Source organism: Pseudonocardia hispaniensis, from assembly GCF_042658695.1.
GTDB lineage: Bacteria > Actinomycetota > Actinomycetes > Mycobacteriales > Pseudonocardiaceae > Pseudonocardia > Pseudonocardia hispaniensis.
In genome coordinates, this window is the sequence record NZ_JBHSQW010000041.1 from 16,855 (window position 1) to 32,140 (window position 15,286).

General features: G+C 70.1%; 17 protein-coding genes. 7 read left to right on the top strand and 10 right to left on the bottom strand.

The features are described from left to right. Window positions 1-111 precede the first annotated feature (111 nt). From ACFQE5_RS20095 to ACFQE5_RS20105, 3 genes are all read left to right on the top strand, one after another. The gene (locus ACFQE5_RS20095; RefSeq protein WP_379587226.1) at window positions 112-1,941 is read left to right on the top strand and encodes a serine/threonine-protein kinase; all 1,830 of its coding nucleotides are present in this window, start codon (window positions 112-114) and stop codon (window positions 1,939-1,941) included. A 75-nt stretch (window positions 1,942-2,016) separates the two neighbouring features. Then, a complete protein-coding gene (locus ACFQE5_RS20100; RefSeq protein WP_379587228.1) occupies window positions 2,017-2,631 on the top strand; it encodes a DUF4232 domain-containing protein in 615 nt (204 codons plus the stop codon). Window positions 2,632-2,787: 156 nt separating this feature from the next. Continuing rightward, a complete protein-coding gene (locus ACFQE5_RS20105; RefSeq protein ID WP_379587230.1) occupies window positions 2,788-3,273 on the top strand; it encodes a peroxiredoxin in 486 nt (161 codons plus the stop codon). A 64-nt stretch (window positions 3,274-3,337) separates the two neighbouring features. Here ACFQE5_RS20105 and ACFQE5_RS20110 read toward each other — a convergent pair whose 3' ends face one another. Then, window positions 3,338-4,156 (bottom strand): AMP-binding protein, encoded by an 819-nt coding sequence (locus ACFQE5_RS20110; RefSeq protein WP_379587232.1) that lies wholly within the window; start codon window positions 4,154-4,156, stop codon window positions 3,338-3,340. Continuing rightward, window positions 4,153-4,500 (bottom strand): ferredoxin, encoded by a 348-nt coding sequence (gene fdxA, locus ACFQE5_RS20115; RefSeq protein ID WP_379587233.1) that lies wholly within the window; start codon window positions 4,498-4,500, stop codon window positions 4,153-4,155. Before fdxA ends, ACFQE5_RS20110 begins: the two co-directional genes overlap by 4 nt. A gap of 81 nt (window positions 4,501-4,581) precedes the next feature. Between fdxA and ACFQE5_RS20120 the strand changes: the two genes are divergently transcribed. Then, entirely contained in the window at window positions 4,582-5,319 is a 738-nt protein-coding gene (locus tag ACFQE5_RS20120; RefSeq protein WP_379587234.1) for a helix-turn-helix transcriptional regulator, read from the top strand. On the opposite strand, the gene ACFQE5_RS20125 is transcribed toward ACFQE5_RS20120, so the two are convergent. The 3 genes from ACFQE5_RS20125 to ACFQE5_RS20135 all read right to left on the bottom strand — a co-directional run bounded on the left by ACFQE5_RS20125 (window position 5,316) and on the right by ACFQE5_RS20135 (window position 6,613). Then, window positions 5,316-5,600 carry a hypothetical protein gene (locus tag ACFQE5_RS20125; RefSeq protein WP_379587236.1) on the bottom strand — a complete coding sequence of 95 codons (285 nt, stop codon included), beginning with the start codon at window positions 5,598-5,600 and terminating at the stop codon, window positions 5,316-5,318. The two genes, ACFQE5_RS20120 and ACFQE5_RS20125, sit on opposite strands and share 4 nt — an antisense overlap. Further along, the gene (locus ACFQE5_RS20130; protein WP_379587237.1) at window positions 5,597-5,995 is read right to left on the bottom strand and encodes an STAS domain-containing protein; all 399 of its coding nucleotides are present in this window, start codon (window positions 5,993-5,995) and stop codon (window positions 5,597-5,599) included. The genes ACFQE5_RS20125 and ACFQE5_RS20130 overlap by 4 nt, the downstream gene beginning before the upstream one ends. Before the next feature lie 192 nt (window positions 5,996-6,187). Next, complete coding sequence (locus ACFQE5_RS20135; protein WP_379587239.1) at window positions 6,188-6,613, bottom strand: STAS domain-containing protein; 426 nt, start codon at window positions 6,611-6,613, stop codon at window positions 6,188-6,190. Between the two features lie 637 nt (window positions 6,614-7,250). On the opposite strand from ACFQE5_RS20135, the gene ACFQE5_RS20140 reads away from it, so the two are divergent. Together ACFQE5_RS20140 and hpnH are read left to right on the top strand one after the other, a co-directional pair. Next, window positions 7,251-7,991: an ANTAR domain-containing protein gene (locus ACFQE5_RS20140; protein WP_379587241.1), complete on the top strand. Its 741-nt coding sequence runs from the start codon at window positions 7,251-7,253 to the stop codon at window positions 7,989-7,991. A gap of 181 nt (window positions 7,992-8,172) precedes the next feature. Beyond that, the gene (gene hpnH / locus ACFQE5_RS20145) at window positions 8,173-9,171 is read left to right on the top strand and encodes an adenosyl-hopene transferase HpnH (RefSeq protein WP_379587242.1); all 999 of its coding nucleotides are present in this window, start codon (window positions 8,173-8,175) and stop codon (window positions 9,169-9,171) included. 63 nt (window positions 9,172-9,234) lie between these two features. On the opposite strand, the gene ACFQE5_RS20150 is transcribed toward hpnH, so the two are convergent. Further along, entirely contained in the window at window positions 9,235-9,591 is a 357-nt protein-coding gene (locus tag ACFQE5_RS20150; RefSeq protein ID WP_379587244.1) for a hypothetical protein, read from the bottom strand. A gap of 338 nt (window positions 9,592-9,929) precedes the next feature. Here ACFQE5_RS20150 and rox point away from each other — a divergent pair, with 338 nt between their 5' ends. Further along, on the top strand, window positions 9,930-11,357 hold the full coding sequence (gene rox / locus ACFQE5_RS20155; protein WP_379587246.1) for a rifampin monooxygenase: 1,428 nt from the start codon (window positions 9,930-9,932) through the stop codon (window positions 11,355-11,357). Here the strand turns inward: rox and ACFQE5_RS20160 are convergent. The 4 genes from ACFQE5_RS20160 to ACFQE5_RS20175 all read right to left on the bottom strand — a co-directional run bounded on the left by ACFQE5_RS20160 (window position 11,325) and on the right by ACFQE5_RS20175 (window position 15,040). Continuing rightward, window positions 11,325-11,768, bottom strand: coding sequence for a VOC family protein (locus ACFQE5_RS20160; protein WP_379587248.1), 444 nt, complete (start codon window positions 11,766-11,768; stop codon window positions 11,325-11,327). The two genes, rox and ACFQE5_RS20160, sit on opposite strands and share 33 nt — an antisense overlap. Continuing rightward, window positions 11,765-12,049 carry an ArsR/SmtB family transcription factor gene (locus ACFQE5_RS20165; protein ID WP_379587249.1) on the bottom strand — a complete coding sequence of 95 codons (285 nt, stop codon included), beginning with the start codon at window positions 12,047-12,049 and terminating at the stop codon, window positions 11,765-11,767. The genes ACFQE5_RS20160 and ACFQE5_RS20165 overlap by 4 nt, the downstream gene beginning before the upstream one ends. Window positions 12,050-12,178: 129 nt before the next feature. After that, entirely contained in the window at window positions 12,179-14,569 is a 2,391-nt protein-coding gene (locus ACFQE5_RS20170; protein WP_379587251.1) for an ATP-binding cassette domain-containing protein, read from the bottom strand. Window positions 14,570-14,629: 60 nt separating this feature from the next. Then, a complete protein-coding gene (locus ACFQE5_RS20175) occupies window positions 14,630-15,040 on the bottom strand; it encodes a VOC family protein (RefSeq protein WP_379587253.1) in 411 nt (136 codons plus the stop codon). Window positions 15,041-15,286: the final 246 nt, after the last annotated feature.

Below are 15,286 nucleotides of genomic sequence, written 5' to 3' on the forward strand. Positions count from 1 at the left end.
GCATCGAGGCGTTCCGGCCCACGCCGGAACGGTGCGGACCGGGTCCCGGCTCCGCCGCTCTCGGTCAGGCTCCGAGAGTGGAGGCGGCGATCGGGGGAAGGGCGACGACTCGTGGACGCGCTGACCGCGTTGCTGGCAGGGGTGCTGAACCAGCTGCGCCCACTGTTCGCCGACATCTGCCCCGGGGGCTGGGCGTGGGCCACCTCCATGGTCGGCATCGGCGTCGGCCTGTTGCCCACGGTCGGAACCATGGGCGTCGCGATCTGGCGCAAGCGGATCGGGTCGCGCTATCGCCTTCTTGGCCGAACCGGGCTGGTGTCCGTCGGCGTGCTGACCGCCGGGCTGTTGCCGCTGATCGCGTTCATCGCGATCGGGAATGTGTTCGCGACGGCCGCCGCGGGCGAGCGCGTCCCGGGGCTGAGCCGGGCGGCCATGCGCGACATGGGCTCGTCGGTATGCCTGGTCGGGGCGCAGGACGACTACCTCGGCCGAGGCACGGTCGCGGCCGCGTTCGACCCGATGCAGCCGATCCGCTTCGGCACCGCCGTGCTGCTGCTGGCGGCCCTTCCGCTGTTCACGGCGCTGCTCGTCGCGGCTCAGGCCCGGCTCGCGCTGCGGCGTGGTCCGAGCTGGCCCGCCCGCTTCTTCTGGCTTCCGGTGCTGGCCCTGGCGGTGTTCACCGCCGATGCCCCGGCCGGTGCCACGCAGCATCTGTGGCTCGGGGTGGCGGCCGGGGCGCTGCTGGGCATCGTGCTGACCGCCCTGGTCGGCGCACCGTCGAGGGAGGTGGTGCGGCGCTCGCTGGCGCCTCCGCCGACCTCCCGGGCCCCGGCGCCGGTGGGGCAACCGATCCACACCCGCCCCGGCGCGGGCGGGGCAGCGAGAATCGCCGACCGCCTCGCCGAGCGGTTCGCCCGACGCGTACCCGAGCCGGTGGTCGAACTGCCGCACCGCGCCGCTGGTGCCCCGCCGGGATCCGCCGCCTTCCTGGCGGCGACTCCGGGACCGATGCCGGGGGCCACCCCGCCGCCCCCGCTGCGCGCCCACCCGCCCACCCTCGTCCAGCGCGTGGCCGGTGCCCCGGTCGGCGGCGCCCGCTTCCGGCTGATCCGCAGGCTCGGTGCCGGCGGTTTCGGCCGGGTGTGGCTGGCCCACGACGCGCGGTCCGGCCAGACCGTCGCGCTCAAGGCCGCACACGCCCCCGACGCCGACACCGAGCAGCGCATCCGTCGCGAGGCCGCGGCGCTGGCCCTGGTCCGTCACCCCAACTGCATCCGCATCTTCGATCTGGTGCACGCCAGCAGCGACCCCGGTCTGGACGGGCTGGAGGGACTCGTCATCGTGATGGAGTACGTCGACGGCTCGTCGCTGAGCCAGCTGGTGCACGAGCGCGGCGTGCTCGACGATGTCTCGGCCGCGCGGGTCTGGTCCGGCGTCGCCGGCGCCCTGCACGCGGCTCACCAACGCGGGGTGCTGCACCGCGATGTCAAACCGGCCAACGTGATCGTCGACCCGGACGGACGGGCCCACCTGATCGACTTCGGCATCGCTCGGCGCAGCGGCGACGTCACGCTCACCGCGACCGGGTTCGTACTGGGCACGCCGGACTTCCTCGCGCCGGAGGTGGCAGGCGGCGGGCCGGCCACCCCGGCGTCGGACTCCTGGCAGCTCGCCGCGACGCTCTCCTTCGCCTTGACCGGCCATCCGCCCCGCGGGTCGCACGCCGACGCGGTGTCCGGACTGCGCGCCGCCGCGTCCGGGGCCAAGCTCACCCATCTGCCGCGCCGGTCCGCCCATCTGCCGCTGCTCAAGGCGGCGTTGCGGAGCGAGCCATCACGCAGGCCGGACCTGCCCTCGGCGCAGCGCTCGCTGGACGAATGGCTGCGGCGCACCGGCGTGCCGGTCCACGGCCCGGTGACGACCGGCCTGATCCATCGCTGAGCTCGCTGACGCGGTGAGCCCGCCCTGGCTCCCGATGTTTTGGTAGAACTCGTGTGACATCCGGGGAGGACAGGGGTGACGGTGACCACGCGCGGGCGGATCGGGATGCTCATTGTGGGGATCGGGGTGTCGCTGCTCACCGCGTGTTCGAGCGGGACGGAGGGGGGCGGTGGCCGCGCGGCGCCGCCCACCACGCCGGCCGCGGTGGCCCCGCCACCGGGACCGACACCGGCGCCGGCGCCCGGACCCGCAGGCACCGCGGCCGGCACGCCGCCCTGCACGGCCGCCGAGCTGGGGCTGACCCTCGGCGAACCGGACGCGGCCGCAGGTTCGGTCCACCGCACGTTGATCTTCACCAACACGGGGTCGCGCACCTGCGCGCTGATCGGCTTCCCCGGCGTCTCGTACGTCGCCGGGGACGATGGCCATCAGGTCGGGCCCGCCGCCGAGCGCAGCGGACCTCGCGGCGGCGAGGTCCGGATCGAACCGGGCACGACCGCGGTCGCCGGGGTGCAGATGGTCCAGGTGGCCAACTTCGATGCCGCCGCCTGCGGGCCGACGCCGGTACGCGGGCTGCGGGTCTACCCGCCGGGGGAGACGCACGCGATGTTCGTACCCATGGCGGGAACGGGCTGTGCGGGCAACCCACCCGGCCCCCAGCTGACGGTCACGACCGTCACCGCGCCGTAGCACGCGGGCCGAACCGGCCCCAGCGCAGTACGATCATCGTGAGCGCCGAGCTGATCGACGCGCCGTGGTGTCGTCCCCGCCGTCACACGGGTCCGGCCACACTCCACGACGATTCGGCGCACCGACGGGTTGAACCCGAGACAACCAGGAGGACCAGTGGCTTTGTCCATCGGCGACCGCATTCCCCTCGCGACGCTCACGACGATGACCGACAGCGGCCCGCAGCCGGTCGAGAGCGACGAGGTGCTCGGCAAGGGCACCGTGGTGCTGTTCGCCGTGCCGGGCGCGTTCACCCCGACGTGTTCCGATGACCATCTGCCCGGTTTCGTTCTGCAGGCCGACCAACTGCTCGCCAAGGGCGTCGACCGGATCGCCTGCATCGCCGTCAACGATTCCTTCGTCCTGGACGCATGGGGCAAGGCCCGCGACGTCGGTGACAAGATCCTCATGCTCGGCGACGGCAACGGCCAGTTCACCGCGGCGGCGGGAATGGAACTCGACGCCAGCGGCTTCGGCCTGGGCACCCGTTCCAAGCGCTACGCCGCCGTCCTCGAGGACGGCGTGGTGAAGGACCTGTTCGTCGAGGCGGACGGCGTCGGGTTGTCGGTGAGCGCCGCCGACGCCGTGCTCGCGACGCTCTGAGCCGATCCCACGGCGGGTGCGGTCAGGGCGAACCCGGGGCCGCACCCACCGCGCGGCCGACTGTTCACGCTCGGGCCTGCCTCGGCTCGCCGAGCGGGGACGCGTACAGGGTGTTGACGCCGCACGCGCGGATGACCCGCTCCCACGGATCATGTTCCGGGTGGGGCGGCACGTCCTCGTGCAGCACCGACGCCATGCCCTCGGCGAGCGGCCCGCAGATCCCATCGGTGGGGTCGACGACCCAGCCGGCGTCGGGGATGTACCGGCACCGCCGACGCGATACCGGGTGCGGCGGGTGCTGCGGCCGGCACGGGCAGGATCTCGGATCATCGGGCACCGTGGCGACCAGGTCGTGCCAGTACACGTCGCGACCGGCCCGCATCGGCACCCTCGCGCCGGAGCGACGCAGCACGACGAGACTGCGCGGCTGGGTTCCGGCGCGCGTGAGCGTCTTGTCGACATCGGCCTTACGCGGCCGCGTCCGGCCGCCCCGGACCACCTCGTCCTGCGTGACCAGGATGGTGAAGTCCGTCTCGTCGAGCCGGTCCCCGACGATCACCGAACACGGCACGGCGAGCCGGGCGCACGCGAGCATGGCAATGGGCAGTTCGACGGTGAGTTGCAGGAAGATCCCGACCCTGCTGTCCGCGTCGACACCGAGCGAGCGCAGAGCGTTGGCGAAGCGCACGACCCGACGCTGGAGTTGGGCGAACGTCACCTCCCGCGCCGGGGGAGTCTCGGGCCGGACGTAGTACGCCACCCGGTCACCCAGACCTCGATCGACCCATTGATCCACGCAGACGTAGGCCGCGTTCAATGTGTCGGGAAAGGGGTAGGTCCGCGGATGTGCCGGTATCCGCCAGGCGTGCGGGGCGCCGTTCACTCGGGTTCCTTGGGCGGATGTCCCGCGACCAGTTCGGTATCGACCCCGATCCGACCGAGCTTGCTCGCCCCGCCCGGTGAGCCCAGCGGCGTCTCATGGCCGGGAAGCGGATCGGTGAAGAACCGCGCATTGTCCGCGGTGAAGACGCTCCACTCGTCGGGTAGGTCGTCCTCGTAGTAGATCGCCTCCACCGGGCACACCGGCTCACAGGCGCCGCAGTCCACGCATTCGTCAGGATGGATGTAGAGCGCCCGGTCACCCTCGTAGATGCAGTCGACCGGACATTCCTCGACGCAGGCCCGATCGACGATGTCAATGCACGGCTCCGCGATCACGTAGGTCACGTCGCCCCCTCCTGATGTCCGCAACCCGTGGCACAGCCCGACATTTAGACTATGTTCATCGTCTCTAATAGGCTAGCGGTCGTGAGGACGAACGAGGTGGCCGATCGGCACCGGACCCACGGAGCGCTGGCCGGGATCAGCCGGGTGCGGCTGCTGGACGCGCTGCGCGCGGGGGAGCGGCCGCTGGACGCCCGGGAGCTGGCGGCGGTGTCCGGCCTGCACATCAGCACGGTGCGGTTCCACCTGGACATCCTCAGCGACGCCGGGCTGGTGAGGCGCCACCGCGAGCGAGCCCGGCGCAGAGGGCGCCCACGGCTGCTCTACACCCCGGCCAGCGCAGGGGCCGAGGTCGCCTCGGCCCGGCGTGGCTACGAGTTCCTCGCCGGGGTCCTGGCCCGGTACTGGGGGGACAGCGTGGAGGAACGCGCCCGGCGAGCGGAACACGCCGGGCGCGCGGTGGCGCGGGAGCAGGGACTGACACCGCCACCCTCCGGACTCCCGACGGTGTCGGAGTCCGCCGCGACGATCAGCGGGCTGTTCGCCGAACTCGGCTTCGACCCCGAACTGACCGACACGGGTGCGGAGTGGCAGATCCGGCTGCACGCCTGCCCGTTCCGCACCATCGCGGCGGAGTACCCGGAGGTGGCGTGCTCACTGCACCTCGGCCTGCTCCAGGGCGCCCTGGCCGAGCTGGGGACGCCGGCCAGCACGAGCAGTCTGACGCCGTTCGTCGAACCGCACCTGTGTGTCGCCCACGTTCGCCCTGACCAGGAGGATTCCCGCCCGGTGAACACGGATGCCGTGGCGGCGAGTGGCTAGTCGGGGCCGGTTCCCCACATCGCCCGCTGCCATGGCCGTCCGGTCTCGATGGCCTGAGCGCACCAGTCGAGGACGGGACCTTCGAGCGGTGCACCGAAAGCCTGCCGCCAGCTCCGCTGCAGGATCCGCCTGATCGTCGGCTCCGGCCAGCCTCGGTAGCGTGCGGCCAGCGGGTCGACGACCTCCGCGACCTGGCGGGCGATGCCGGAAGCGCTGAACGGGGGGCATTCGGTCCGACGCAGCGACAGCTCGGTCCGCTCGACCGCGGGCTCCATGCTCATCCCGCAATCTCCCACCGCCGCCGGCCCGGCCCGGCAAGGCTGGCGAGCACCGCCGCCGCCGGGGCTGGGGTGGGTTGTTCCTCGAACCCGAGATGACGCAGGTGCCCGGCCATCGCCTCGTGCTCGACGCCCGCGATGTGGAGCTGTGTGGCTGCGGCGCGGGCTCGTTCGGGCAAGGTTCCCAGGAGTTGAAGGGCGTCCCGGTCGAGATCCTCGACCCCCGACAGGTCGAGGATCACATGCGGGGCCCGGTGGAACTGCTGGCCCGTTCGCAGGACCAGCTGTGGCGCCGTCGTCCCGGTCACTCGGCCCGCGGCCCACACGATCACGACGCCGGGCGTCGGGGCGTGCAACCGTATGTCGAGGAGCTCGTCCGGCTCGTCGGTTCTGCGCACTCGCCGAGATGACGGAGTCGTCGGCCGAGGCGTGGGGATCTCAGATAAGGGGGAGTGGATTCGGTCACGATCAATGGTCTGCTGCATCCCATCCTCCTGCCGAGTGCTGTGGTTCGGAGGCACGCGCCTCATGCCGTGGACGGCGACACCGCACGGCTGACTTTCATCTCCTTCCGCGGGTCGAGAGGGTCCTCATGCGACACAGTGCTGCGCCGTACCCCTGGACCGTGCGCCATTCGGACCGCTCCGAGCGACGGCTGCCTGGTAGAGCGCGAACAGGTCCGGCAGACTCGCCTCGTCGAGTTCCTCCAGCACCGCCGGGCCTATCCCACTCAGCTTCAACCAACCCCGGTCCGCCATCAGCCGCCGACCTGTCGCGCTGAGCAGCGTGATCACCTCTGGGTGCATTCCCTGTGCCTGCGACAGGTCCACCACGAGATATCGGGCGCCGCCGACGAGCAATCCCTCCACGCGTTGGGCCAGCTCGGCTGTCGCCGCACTGCCCAGCCCCCCGGTCACGGTCAGTAGCGCATGGTCGCGGTCCGGCTGAACGGAGCTGATGATCAGCTCGGTCGGGTCCGTGCTCGCGCCGCGTGTATGTCGATCGAGTATCGCCATCCACCGCTCCCCGTGGCTTACGCAATAACGCGTGCAGAGCGGAGTGAGAACAGGGTCAAAGACCACTGCCGCCCGCGCACGCTGGCATTTCCGGCTAGTGGTCCAACCGCGATTGACCTTAAATCGGGCCGTCGCCTCGTGCAACCCTCCAATGCCCCCCGATCGAGTCCGAGCGTCGGCCGATCACCATCACACCGCGTCCACCCAGCGGGTGCGACGACCGCCGCGCGGAGCAGGGGCCCGAATGACGGTGCATGACCGAGTGCCGAACGTGCCGAACGTTTGTGTCCTCACGATACGCCGACGCGGGGCCGGAGCGTCGGAGTGGAGCCGTAACGGCCATCGACCGTTCCGATGTCATTCATATCGTGACGAACCGGGCGAATCGTGCCGACCGCACCGTCGCCGAGGCGGGCGGGTCGAGGTCTGGATCAGGACCCGAGACCCACCGGCGAGGCCACGGGCGACGGAAGGCACGGTCCGGATCCGGTCGCGGTGGCTGAGTGGCCCGTCCACCGCGACCATTGATGCGTGCGCCGCCCGGGACCCGACAACCGGCCTCCGGCAGGGACTCACCCTGCTGGTCCTTTGCGACCCGCGGGGGGCGGTGCGCAGTTCTACGGTTGGAGGCGCTGTCGTGCCCAAGACTCCTGCTCCCGATCCCGAATCCGAACTCGGGAATATCGGACTTGACCTGCTGCGACTCCTCCTTGTCGCGAACGACATCGAGGAGTACCTGACCGGGGCCGCGCGGATCGCCGTCGACGTCACCCCCGCGATCTCGTCGGGAATCACCGTCCGGATGACACCGGACTCGCCGACCTGGGTCGGCTACAGCGATGAGATCGCGCAGCGGCTGGCGGCGATTCAGCATGCCCTCGGCGATGGACCCCTTCTGGCCTGTTTGCGCAACGCCGCACCCGTGGAAATCCCCAAGACGGATGCCGATTCCCGGTGGCCGAAGTTCAACGACCTGTGCCGCGCCGAGGGCGTCTGTGCGGTGCTGTCGATGCCTCTGGTCATCGGGATGCGCCCGATCGGGGTGATCACCCTCTACGCGCCGGCCCCGCACACGTTCGCCGACGCTCGCCGGGGGCCCCGGCTCGCGGACCCGATCGCCCTGGGAGCTGCGCTGGCCGGTCGCCTGGCCGAGCGCACGAATCGCATCCGACACCTGGAGATCGCACTGACCTCGCGCGCCACGGTCGATCAGGCTCTCGGCATCCTGATGGCTCGGTACCACATCACCGCGGAAGAGGCGTTCCAGCTACTGCGACGCCGTTCGCAGCACACCAACGTCAAACTCCGCGAAGTCGCGGCCGCCCTCATCGCCGCGGTCAGCCACGTCCGTTCGCGCCCGCGTCCACCCGATGGCTGAACGCCGTGATCCGGCACCGGGTGCCGTTCTGATCAGCGGTTGGGGAGATCCTTCCCGGCGAACGGTCTCGCCGGTCGGCCGTCGGTGTGGTACAGCTAATTCACGCTGGCCGCCTCTACCCCTCGCCGTCGCGACATCTCGATCTGCGGAATCACATTCTGCCTAGAAGGGACTAGCTGAGATGGGCATCCCGGTCCGTCAGGCCATCAAGATCGGCATATATCTGCTCAAGCAGAAGATGGCCGGCCGCACACAGTTCCCGATCACTCTCGAACTCGAACCACTGTTCGCCTGCAACCTCGCCTGTGAGGGCTGCGGCAAGATCCAGCACCCGGCCAGCGTGCTCAAGCAACGCATGCCCGTGGAGCAGGCGCTTGCCGCGGTCGACGAGTGCGGGGCACCGGTGGTGTGCCTGGCGGGCGGTGAGCCGCTCATGCATCCGCAGATCGAGGACATCGTCGAGGGGCTGATCCAGCGCAAGAAGTACATCTACCTGTGCACCAACGCGCTGCTGATTCCGCGCAAAATCGACAAGCTGCGGCCGTCTCCCTACCTGTCGTTCGCCGTGCATATCGACGGGCTCGAGGAACGCCACGACGCCTCCGTGTCGAAGAAGGGCGTGTTCGCCCAGGCCGTGGACAACATCAAGGAGGCGCAGCGGCGCGGCTTCCGGGTGACCACGAACTCCACCTTCTTCAACACCGACACGCCACAGACCGTGATCGATGTCCTCACCTTCCTCAACGACGAGCTCCGCGTCGATGGAATGATGCTCTCGCCTGCCTACGCCTACGAGAAGGCGCCCGACCAGGAACATTTTCTGGGCGTCGAGGAGACCCGGGAGCTGTTCCGCAAGGCTTTCGCCGATGGTCGCCGCAGGCGCTGGCGGCTCAACCATTCACCGCTTTTCCTGGATTTCCTCGAGGGCAAGGTCGATTTCTCCTGTACCGCCTGGGGAATCCCGTCGTACTCCCTGTACGGCTGGCAGAAGCCCTGTTATCTGATGAGCGACGGCTACGCCAAGACCTACCAGGAGTTGCTCGACACCACTGACTGGGACTCCTACGGTCGCGGCCGCGATCCACGCTGCGCCAACTGCATGGCACATTGCGGGTACGAGCCCACCGCGATTGCCGCCACGCTCGGGTCGCTACGGGAGTCGCTGCGCGCGATCCGCTGAGCCCGGATCGCCGAGGCCCCCGGCGGTGGCACGGCAGACGCGTCGCTGCCGTCGGCGGGGCCGCTACACCCAGAAGACCGCGATACCGACGTTGAGGACCGACAGCAGGCCGATCGCCATGAAGGCGCCCGGGGCGAGGTTCCTGCGGCGCCCGATGATCACGAGCACCAGGATCGCGATCAACACCACCAACTTCACCCCGATCTTCGCATTGTCGACCGGGAGATCGAGCGCCGCCTCGCGCAGGCCGACCAACGCCAGACCGGTGACGAGCTGGGTCAATGCGCCGTGCCACATCCCGGCGGTGACGGTGAACCCACCGTCCGTGGGCCGCCCGGACACCTGAGCGACGAACGCTCCGATCAACACCGCCAAGCCGATGAAGTGAAGGAAGACCAAGAGCAGCCGCAGGAACTCCACGACGGACCTTTCTGAGAGCGGACGCGAGGCGGGGCCTCGATCATGGGGCAACCTACGTTATCGGGACCGGAACGGGCGCAGCGCAGGCCGTGCCGACCGGGGGATACGGCCGAACCCTGGATTTGTCATAACGTAGATTATCGGCTCAGAAGAGGGGCGCTCGGCCGGCCCGGATTCCACCGGCCTCGCAGGTCGGCCCCGGCGACGCTGCGCCGGGCACAGATGTCACCTCGTCGTGCCCCTCTCACCGTATAGCGGGCTGTGGGTCTTGCGGCAAGACCCGGGTCGGGCCGCAGAATCTCCGGCCGAAGCCGGTGCTGCGGACGGATGGGGGGTACATGTTCGACGTGATCATTGCCGGTGGCGGACCGACCGGCTTGATGCTGGCCGGCGAATTGCGGCTGCACGGTGTGCAGGTACTCGTGCTGGACAAGGATGTGGAGCCGACCAGAATTGTCCGTTCGCTCGGCCTGCACGTGCGCAGCATCGAGGTGATGGACCAGCGCGGCCTGCTGGATCGGTTCCTCGCGCACGGCACGAAATACCCGGTGGGTGGCTTCTTCGCCGGCATCGGCACACCGCCACCGGACCGGCTGGACACCGCACACGGGTATGTCCTCGGCATCCCGCAGACCATCACCGACCGCCTGCTGGCCGAACGCGCCACCGAGCTGGGTGCCGAGCTCCGGCGCGGCTGCGAGCTGGTCGGGCTTCGCCAGGACGACCAGGGGGTGACGGTCGAGCTGGCCGACGGCGCGCAGCTGCGCACGCGCTACCTCGTCGGTTGCGACGGCGGCCGCAGCACGGTGCGCAGGCTGCTCGGCGTCGGTTTCCCCGGCGAGCCCGCCAGGGCCGAATGGCTGCTGGGCGAGGTGATGGTGACCGATGATCCGGCGACGGTCGCCGCCGTCGTCGCGGAGGTGCGCGCGACCCAGCACGGGTTCGGCGTCGGGCCCCTCGGGAACGGGGTGTACCGCGTCGTCGTGCCCGCCGAGGGGGTGGCCGAGGACCGGACCGTCCCGCCGACCCTCGAGGAGCTCACGCAGCGGCTGCGGGTGATCGCGGGCACCGACTTCGGCGCGCACTCACCGCGCTGGCTGTCCCGCTTCGGCGACGCTACCCGGTTGGCCGAGCGTTACCGGGTCGGCCGGGTCCTGCTGGCCGGCGACGCGGTGCACGTCCACCCGCCGCTGGGCGGGCAGGGGCTCAACCTCGGCCTCCAGGACGCGTTCAACCTCGGCTGGAAGCTGGCCGCCGAGGTGGCCGGCTGGGCCCCGGAGGGGCTGCTGGACAGCTACCACACCGAACGACACCCGGTGGCCGCCGACGTGCTGAACAACACCCGCGCGCAGGCCGAGCTGATCTCGCTCGAGCCGGGCCCCCGGGCGGTACGCAGGCTGTTGGCGGAGCTGATGGACTTCGAGGAGGTGAACCGGTACCTGATCGAGAAGATCACGGCGATCGGGGTGCGGTACGACCTCGGCGAGGGCCACGAGCTGCTCGGCCGACGGCTGCGGGACGTGGAACTGAAGCGGGGGCGTCTCTACGGGCTGATGCACGAGGGCCGCGGGCTGCTGCTCGACCAGACCGGCCGGCTCTCGGTGGCGGGCTGGGCGGATCGGGTCGACCACGTCGTCGACGTCAGCGAGGAACTGGCCGTACCGGCGGCGCTGCTGCGGCCGGACGGCCACGTGGCATGGGTCGGTGACGCTCAGCAGGATCTGCTCGGTCGGCTACCCACGTGGTTCGGCGCCGCCGTCGGCTGAACGCGGCGGTCCGTGAGCGGCGTCCGGCTTCGGCGCGACGAGCTGGATGAGGTTGCCACAGGTGTCGTCGAAGACGGCCACGACGGCGGTGCCGATATCCGTCGGCGGCAGCGTGAACACGACGCCCTTCTCGGACAGCCGAGCGTACTCGGACTCGACGTCGTCGACCTCGAACTGGGCGAGTGGAATGCCGTCCTCGACCAGCGCATCCCGATAGGGTTTCACGGCCGGATGGCTCGACGGCTCCAGGAGCAGCTCCGGGCCGTCGGGCGATTCGGGTGAGACGACGGTGAGCCACGAGGCGCCGCCAAGTGGAATCTCCCGGCGCTTGGTGAAGCCGAGTACGTCGGTATAGAAGGCGAGGGCCGCGTGTTGGTCGTCGACGAACACGCTCGTCAGGTTGATCCTCATCGATCGGTCCTCTCGTCGACGGGCCATCGCCGGGTGATCTCGGCGAGTGGTCCGGGGTTGAAGTAGTGGAACTTCGAACGTCCGCGCCGCTCCGTCACGACCAGACCAGCCGCTTCGAGCACGCCGAGGTGCTGGGAGATCGCCTGGCGGGTGAGGCCGAGGCCATGCCGCGTGGTGAGCAGTGAACAGATCTCGAACAGGGTCTTACCGTCGCTGGCCGCCAGCTCGTCGAGGACGAGACGCCGGGTCTCGTCGTCCAGAGCGTGGTACACATCGGCCACGCCGCGAGCATATGCAAGTCGACGCTTGCCTATCAAGCGGTCCACCGACATCCGTCGAGTCCCTGTTCCGGGCCGCGACCGGACCCGGAACCGACGCTGGGCACCGCGACGGCCCGGTCGGGTGCCGAGTCAGGTGCCGACGTAGGCCGCGAGGTGCTCGCCGGTGAGGGTGGAGCGGGCGGCGACGAGGTCGGCAGGCGTGCCGGAGAAGACGATCCGGCCGCCGTCGTGCCCGGCGCCGGGCCCGAGGTCGATGATCCAGTCGGCGTGCGCCATGACCGCCTGGTGGTGCTCGATGACAATCACCGACTTGCCGGAGTCGACGAGCCGGTCGAGCAGTCCGAGCAGCTGCTCGACGTCGGCGAGATGCAGTCCCGTAGTCGGCTCGTCGAGGACGTAGAGGCCACCGTTGGCGCCCATGTGGGTGGCCAGCTTGAGCCGCTGCCGCTCGCCGCCGGACAGGGTGGTGAGCGGCTGGCCGAGCGTCAGGTAGCCGAGCCCGACGTCGGCGAGCCGATCCAGGATGGCGCGTGCGGCCGGGGTGCGTGCCTCGCCGGCGCGGAAGAACGCCGAGGCGTCGGTCACCGACATCGCGAGCACCTCGCTGATGTTGCGGCCACCGAGACGGTACTCCAGCACCGAGGCCTGAAACCGCTTCCCTTCGCATTCCTCGCAGGTGGTCGCGACGCCCGCCATCATCGCCAGGTCGGTGTAGATGACCCCGGCGCCGTTGCAGGTCGGGCAGGCGCCCTCGGAGTTGGCGCTGAACAGCGCCGGCTTCACCCCGTTGGCCTTCGCGAACGCCTTGCGGATCGGGTCGAGCAGGCCGGTGTACGTCGCCGGGTTGCTGCGCCGCGAGCCTCGGATCGCGCCCTGGTCGATCGACACGACCCCGTCCCGCCCGGACACCGAGCCGTGGATCAGCGAGCTCTTACCCGAACCGGCCACCCCGGTGACGACGACCAGCACCCCGAGCGGGATGTCCACATCGACGTCCTGCAGGTTGTTGGTGTCGGCGCCGCGCACCGGCAGCACCCCCGCCGGGGTCCGCGCCGACGGCTTCAGGCGGGCGCGGTCGTCCAGGTGCCGCCCGGTGACCGTGTCACTGGCCCGCAGCCCCTCGACGGTGCCCTCGAACACCACCTCGCCCCCGGCGGCGCCGGCGCCCGGGCCGAGGTCCACGACGTGGTCGGCGATCGCGATCGCCTCCGGCTTGTGCTCCACGACGAGCACGGTGTTGCCCTTGTCCCGCAGCTGAAGCAGCAGGTCGTTCATCCGCTGGACGTCGTGCGGGTGCAGGCCGATCGTCGGCTCGTCGAAGACGTAGGTGACGTCGGTGAGCGACGACCCGAGGTGGCGGATCATCTTGGTGCGCTGGGCCTCGCCGCCGGACAGCGTGCCCGACGGCCGGTCGAGCGACAGGTAGCCCAGGCCGATCTCCACGAACGAGTCGAGGGTCTCCCCCAGCGCCGTCAGCAGCGGCGCCACCGCTGGTGCGTGCAGGGTGCGGACCCAGGTGGCCAGGTCGCTGATCTGCATCGCGCAGGCGTCGGCGATGCTGATGCCGTCGATCTTCGACGAGCGGGCGCGCTCGGACAGGCGGGTGCCGTCGCACTCGGGGCAGACGGTGAAGGTGACCGCGCGGTCCACGAAGGCCCGGACGTGCGGCTGCAGCGCCTCGCGGTCCTTGGACAGCATCGACTTCTGCAGCTTCGGGATCAGACCCTCGTAGGTGACGTTGATGCCCTCGGCCTTGATCCTGGTCGGCTCCTTGTAGAGCAGGTCGTTCAGCTCGCGCGTGGTGAACTCGCGGATCGGCTTGTCCGGGTCGAAGAAACCGCAGTCACGGTAGATGCGGCCGTACCAGCCCTCCGCGCTGTAACCCGGGATGGTGAACGGTCCCTCGTTGATCGACTTGGAGTCGTCGTAGAGCTGGGTCAGGTCGATGTCGGAGACCCTGCCCATGCCTTCGCAGCGCGGGCACATGCCGCCGGTGATGCTGAACTCGCGGCGCTCCTTCGTCTTCTTCCCGGCGCGTTCGACGGTGACCGCGCCCGCGCCGCTGATCGACGCGACGTTGAACGAGAACGCCTGCGACGAGCCGATATGCGGCTGCCCGAGCCTGCTGAACAGGATCCGCAGCATCGCGTTGGCGTCGGTGACGGTGCCGACCGTGGAGCGGACGTTGGCGCCCATCCGCTCCTGGTCGACGATGATCGCGGTCGTCAGCCCGTCGAGGACGTCGACGTCGGGCCGGGCCACGGTGGGCATGAAGCCCTGCACGAACGCGCTGTAGGTCTCGTTGATCAGGCGCTGCGACTCCGCGGCGATCGTGCCGAACACCAGCGAGCTCTTGCCCGAGCCGGAGACACCGGTGAAGACCGTGAGCCGGCGCTTCGGGATCTCGACGCTGATGTCCTTGAGGTTGTTCTCGCGTGCGCCGTGCACGCGGATCAGATCGTGGCTGTCGGCGACGTGCAGCGCAGGCGACTGCGTGTGCGTCCTGGTGGCCGTGCTCATTCTCTCCCCATCTGTGAAGCGGGCCGCCCTCGCGGTCTGGGTGGGCGATCGCCGGACGGCTCAGTGCACCTCGAAGATGCGGATCAGGTTGCCCGCGGGATCGCGGAAGGCACAGTCACGAACACCCCACGGCTGGTCGGTCGGCTCCTGGACGACCTCGGCGTCGCCGGCCTGCAGCCGCGCGAAGGTGCCGTCGAGGTCCTTGGTGGCCAGGTTGATGCCGGCGTAGGTGCCCTTGGCCATCATCTCGGCGATGGTGCGGCGCTCGTCGTCGGTGACGCCCGGATCGGCGGCGGGCGGATGCAGGACGATGGACGTGCCGGGCTGGCCGGCGGGGCCGACCGTGATCCAGTGCAGCCCGCCGTACTCGACGTCGTTGCGGACCTCGAAGCCGAGGGTGTCGCGGTAGAAGCCCATGGCCGCGTCCGGGTCGTCGTGCGGGAGGAAGGCCTGGTAAATGGTGAGGTCCATGACCGTCACGCTAGGTGCGGTGCGGCGGCCCGCGCTTCTCGATTCCTGATCGGTCGCGAAACAGACCTCGGTGACGCTGAGATCCCCACGCCGCAGCAGCGCCGTCACGCGGCCGCCATGGGTACGCCTCGGGCGAGCGCCGCTCAGAGAGTGTTGGGGAACCCGGGAGATCAGTCCTGATGCTCGTCTGCTAGGCGGCGGGCGGCCTCGGTCTCGATCGGTCCTTGAGGTTCCAGGTCCTCGCCT

Bases quoted from the DNA above. Each gene is read 5' to 3' on its own strand.
- ACFQE5_RS20125 (WP_379587236.1), bottom strand. From the start codon at position 5,600: ATGAGCATGGAGCCCGCGGTCGAGCGGACCGAGCTGTCGCTGCGTCGG.
- ACFQE5_RS20135 (WP_379587239.1), bottom strand. From the start codon at position 6,613: ATGGCGATACTCGATCGACATACACGCGGCGCGAGCACGGACCCGACC.
- hpnH (WP_379587242.1), top strand. From the start codon at position 8,173: ATGGGCATCCCGGTCCGTCAGGCCATCAAGATCGGCATATATCTGCTC.
- rox (WP_379587246.1), top strand. From the start codon at position 9,930: ATGTTCGACGTGATCATTGCCGGTGGCGGACCGACCGGCTTGATGCTG.
- ACFQE5_RS20160 (WP_379587248.1), bottom strand. From the start codon at position 11,768: ATGAGGATCAACCTGACGAGCGTGTTCGTCGACGACCAACACGCGGCC.
- ACFQE5_RS20170 (WP_379587251.1), bottom strand. From the start codon at position 14,569: ATGAGCACGGCCACCAGGACGCACACGCAGTCGCCTGCGCTGCACGTC.
- ACFQE5_RS20175 (WP_379587253.1), bottom strand. From the start codon at position 15,040: ATGGACCTCACCATTTACCAGGCCTTCCTCCCGCACGACGACCCGGAC.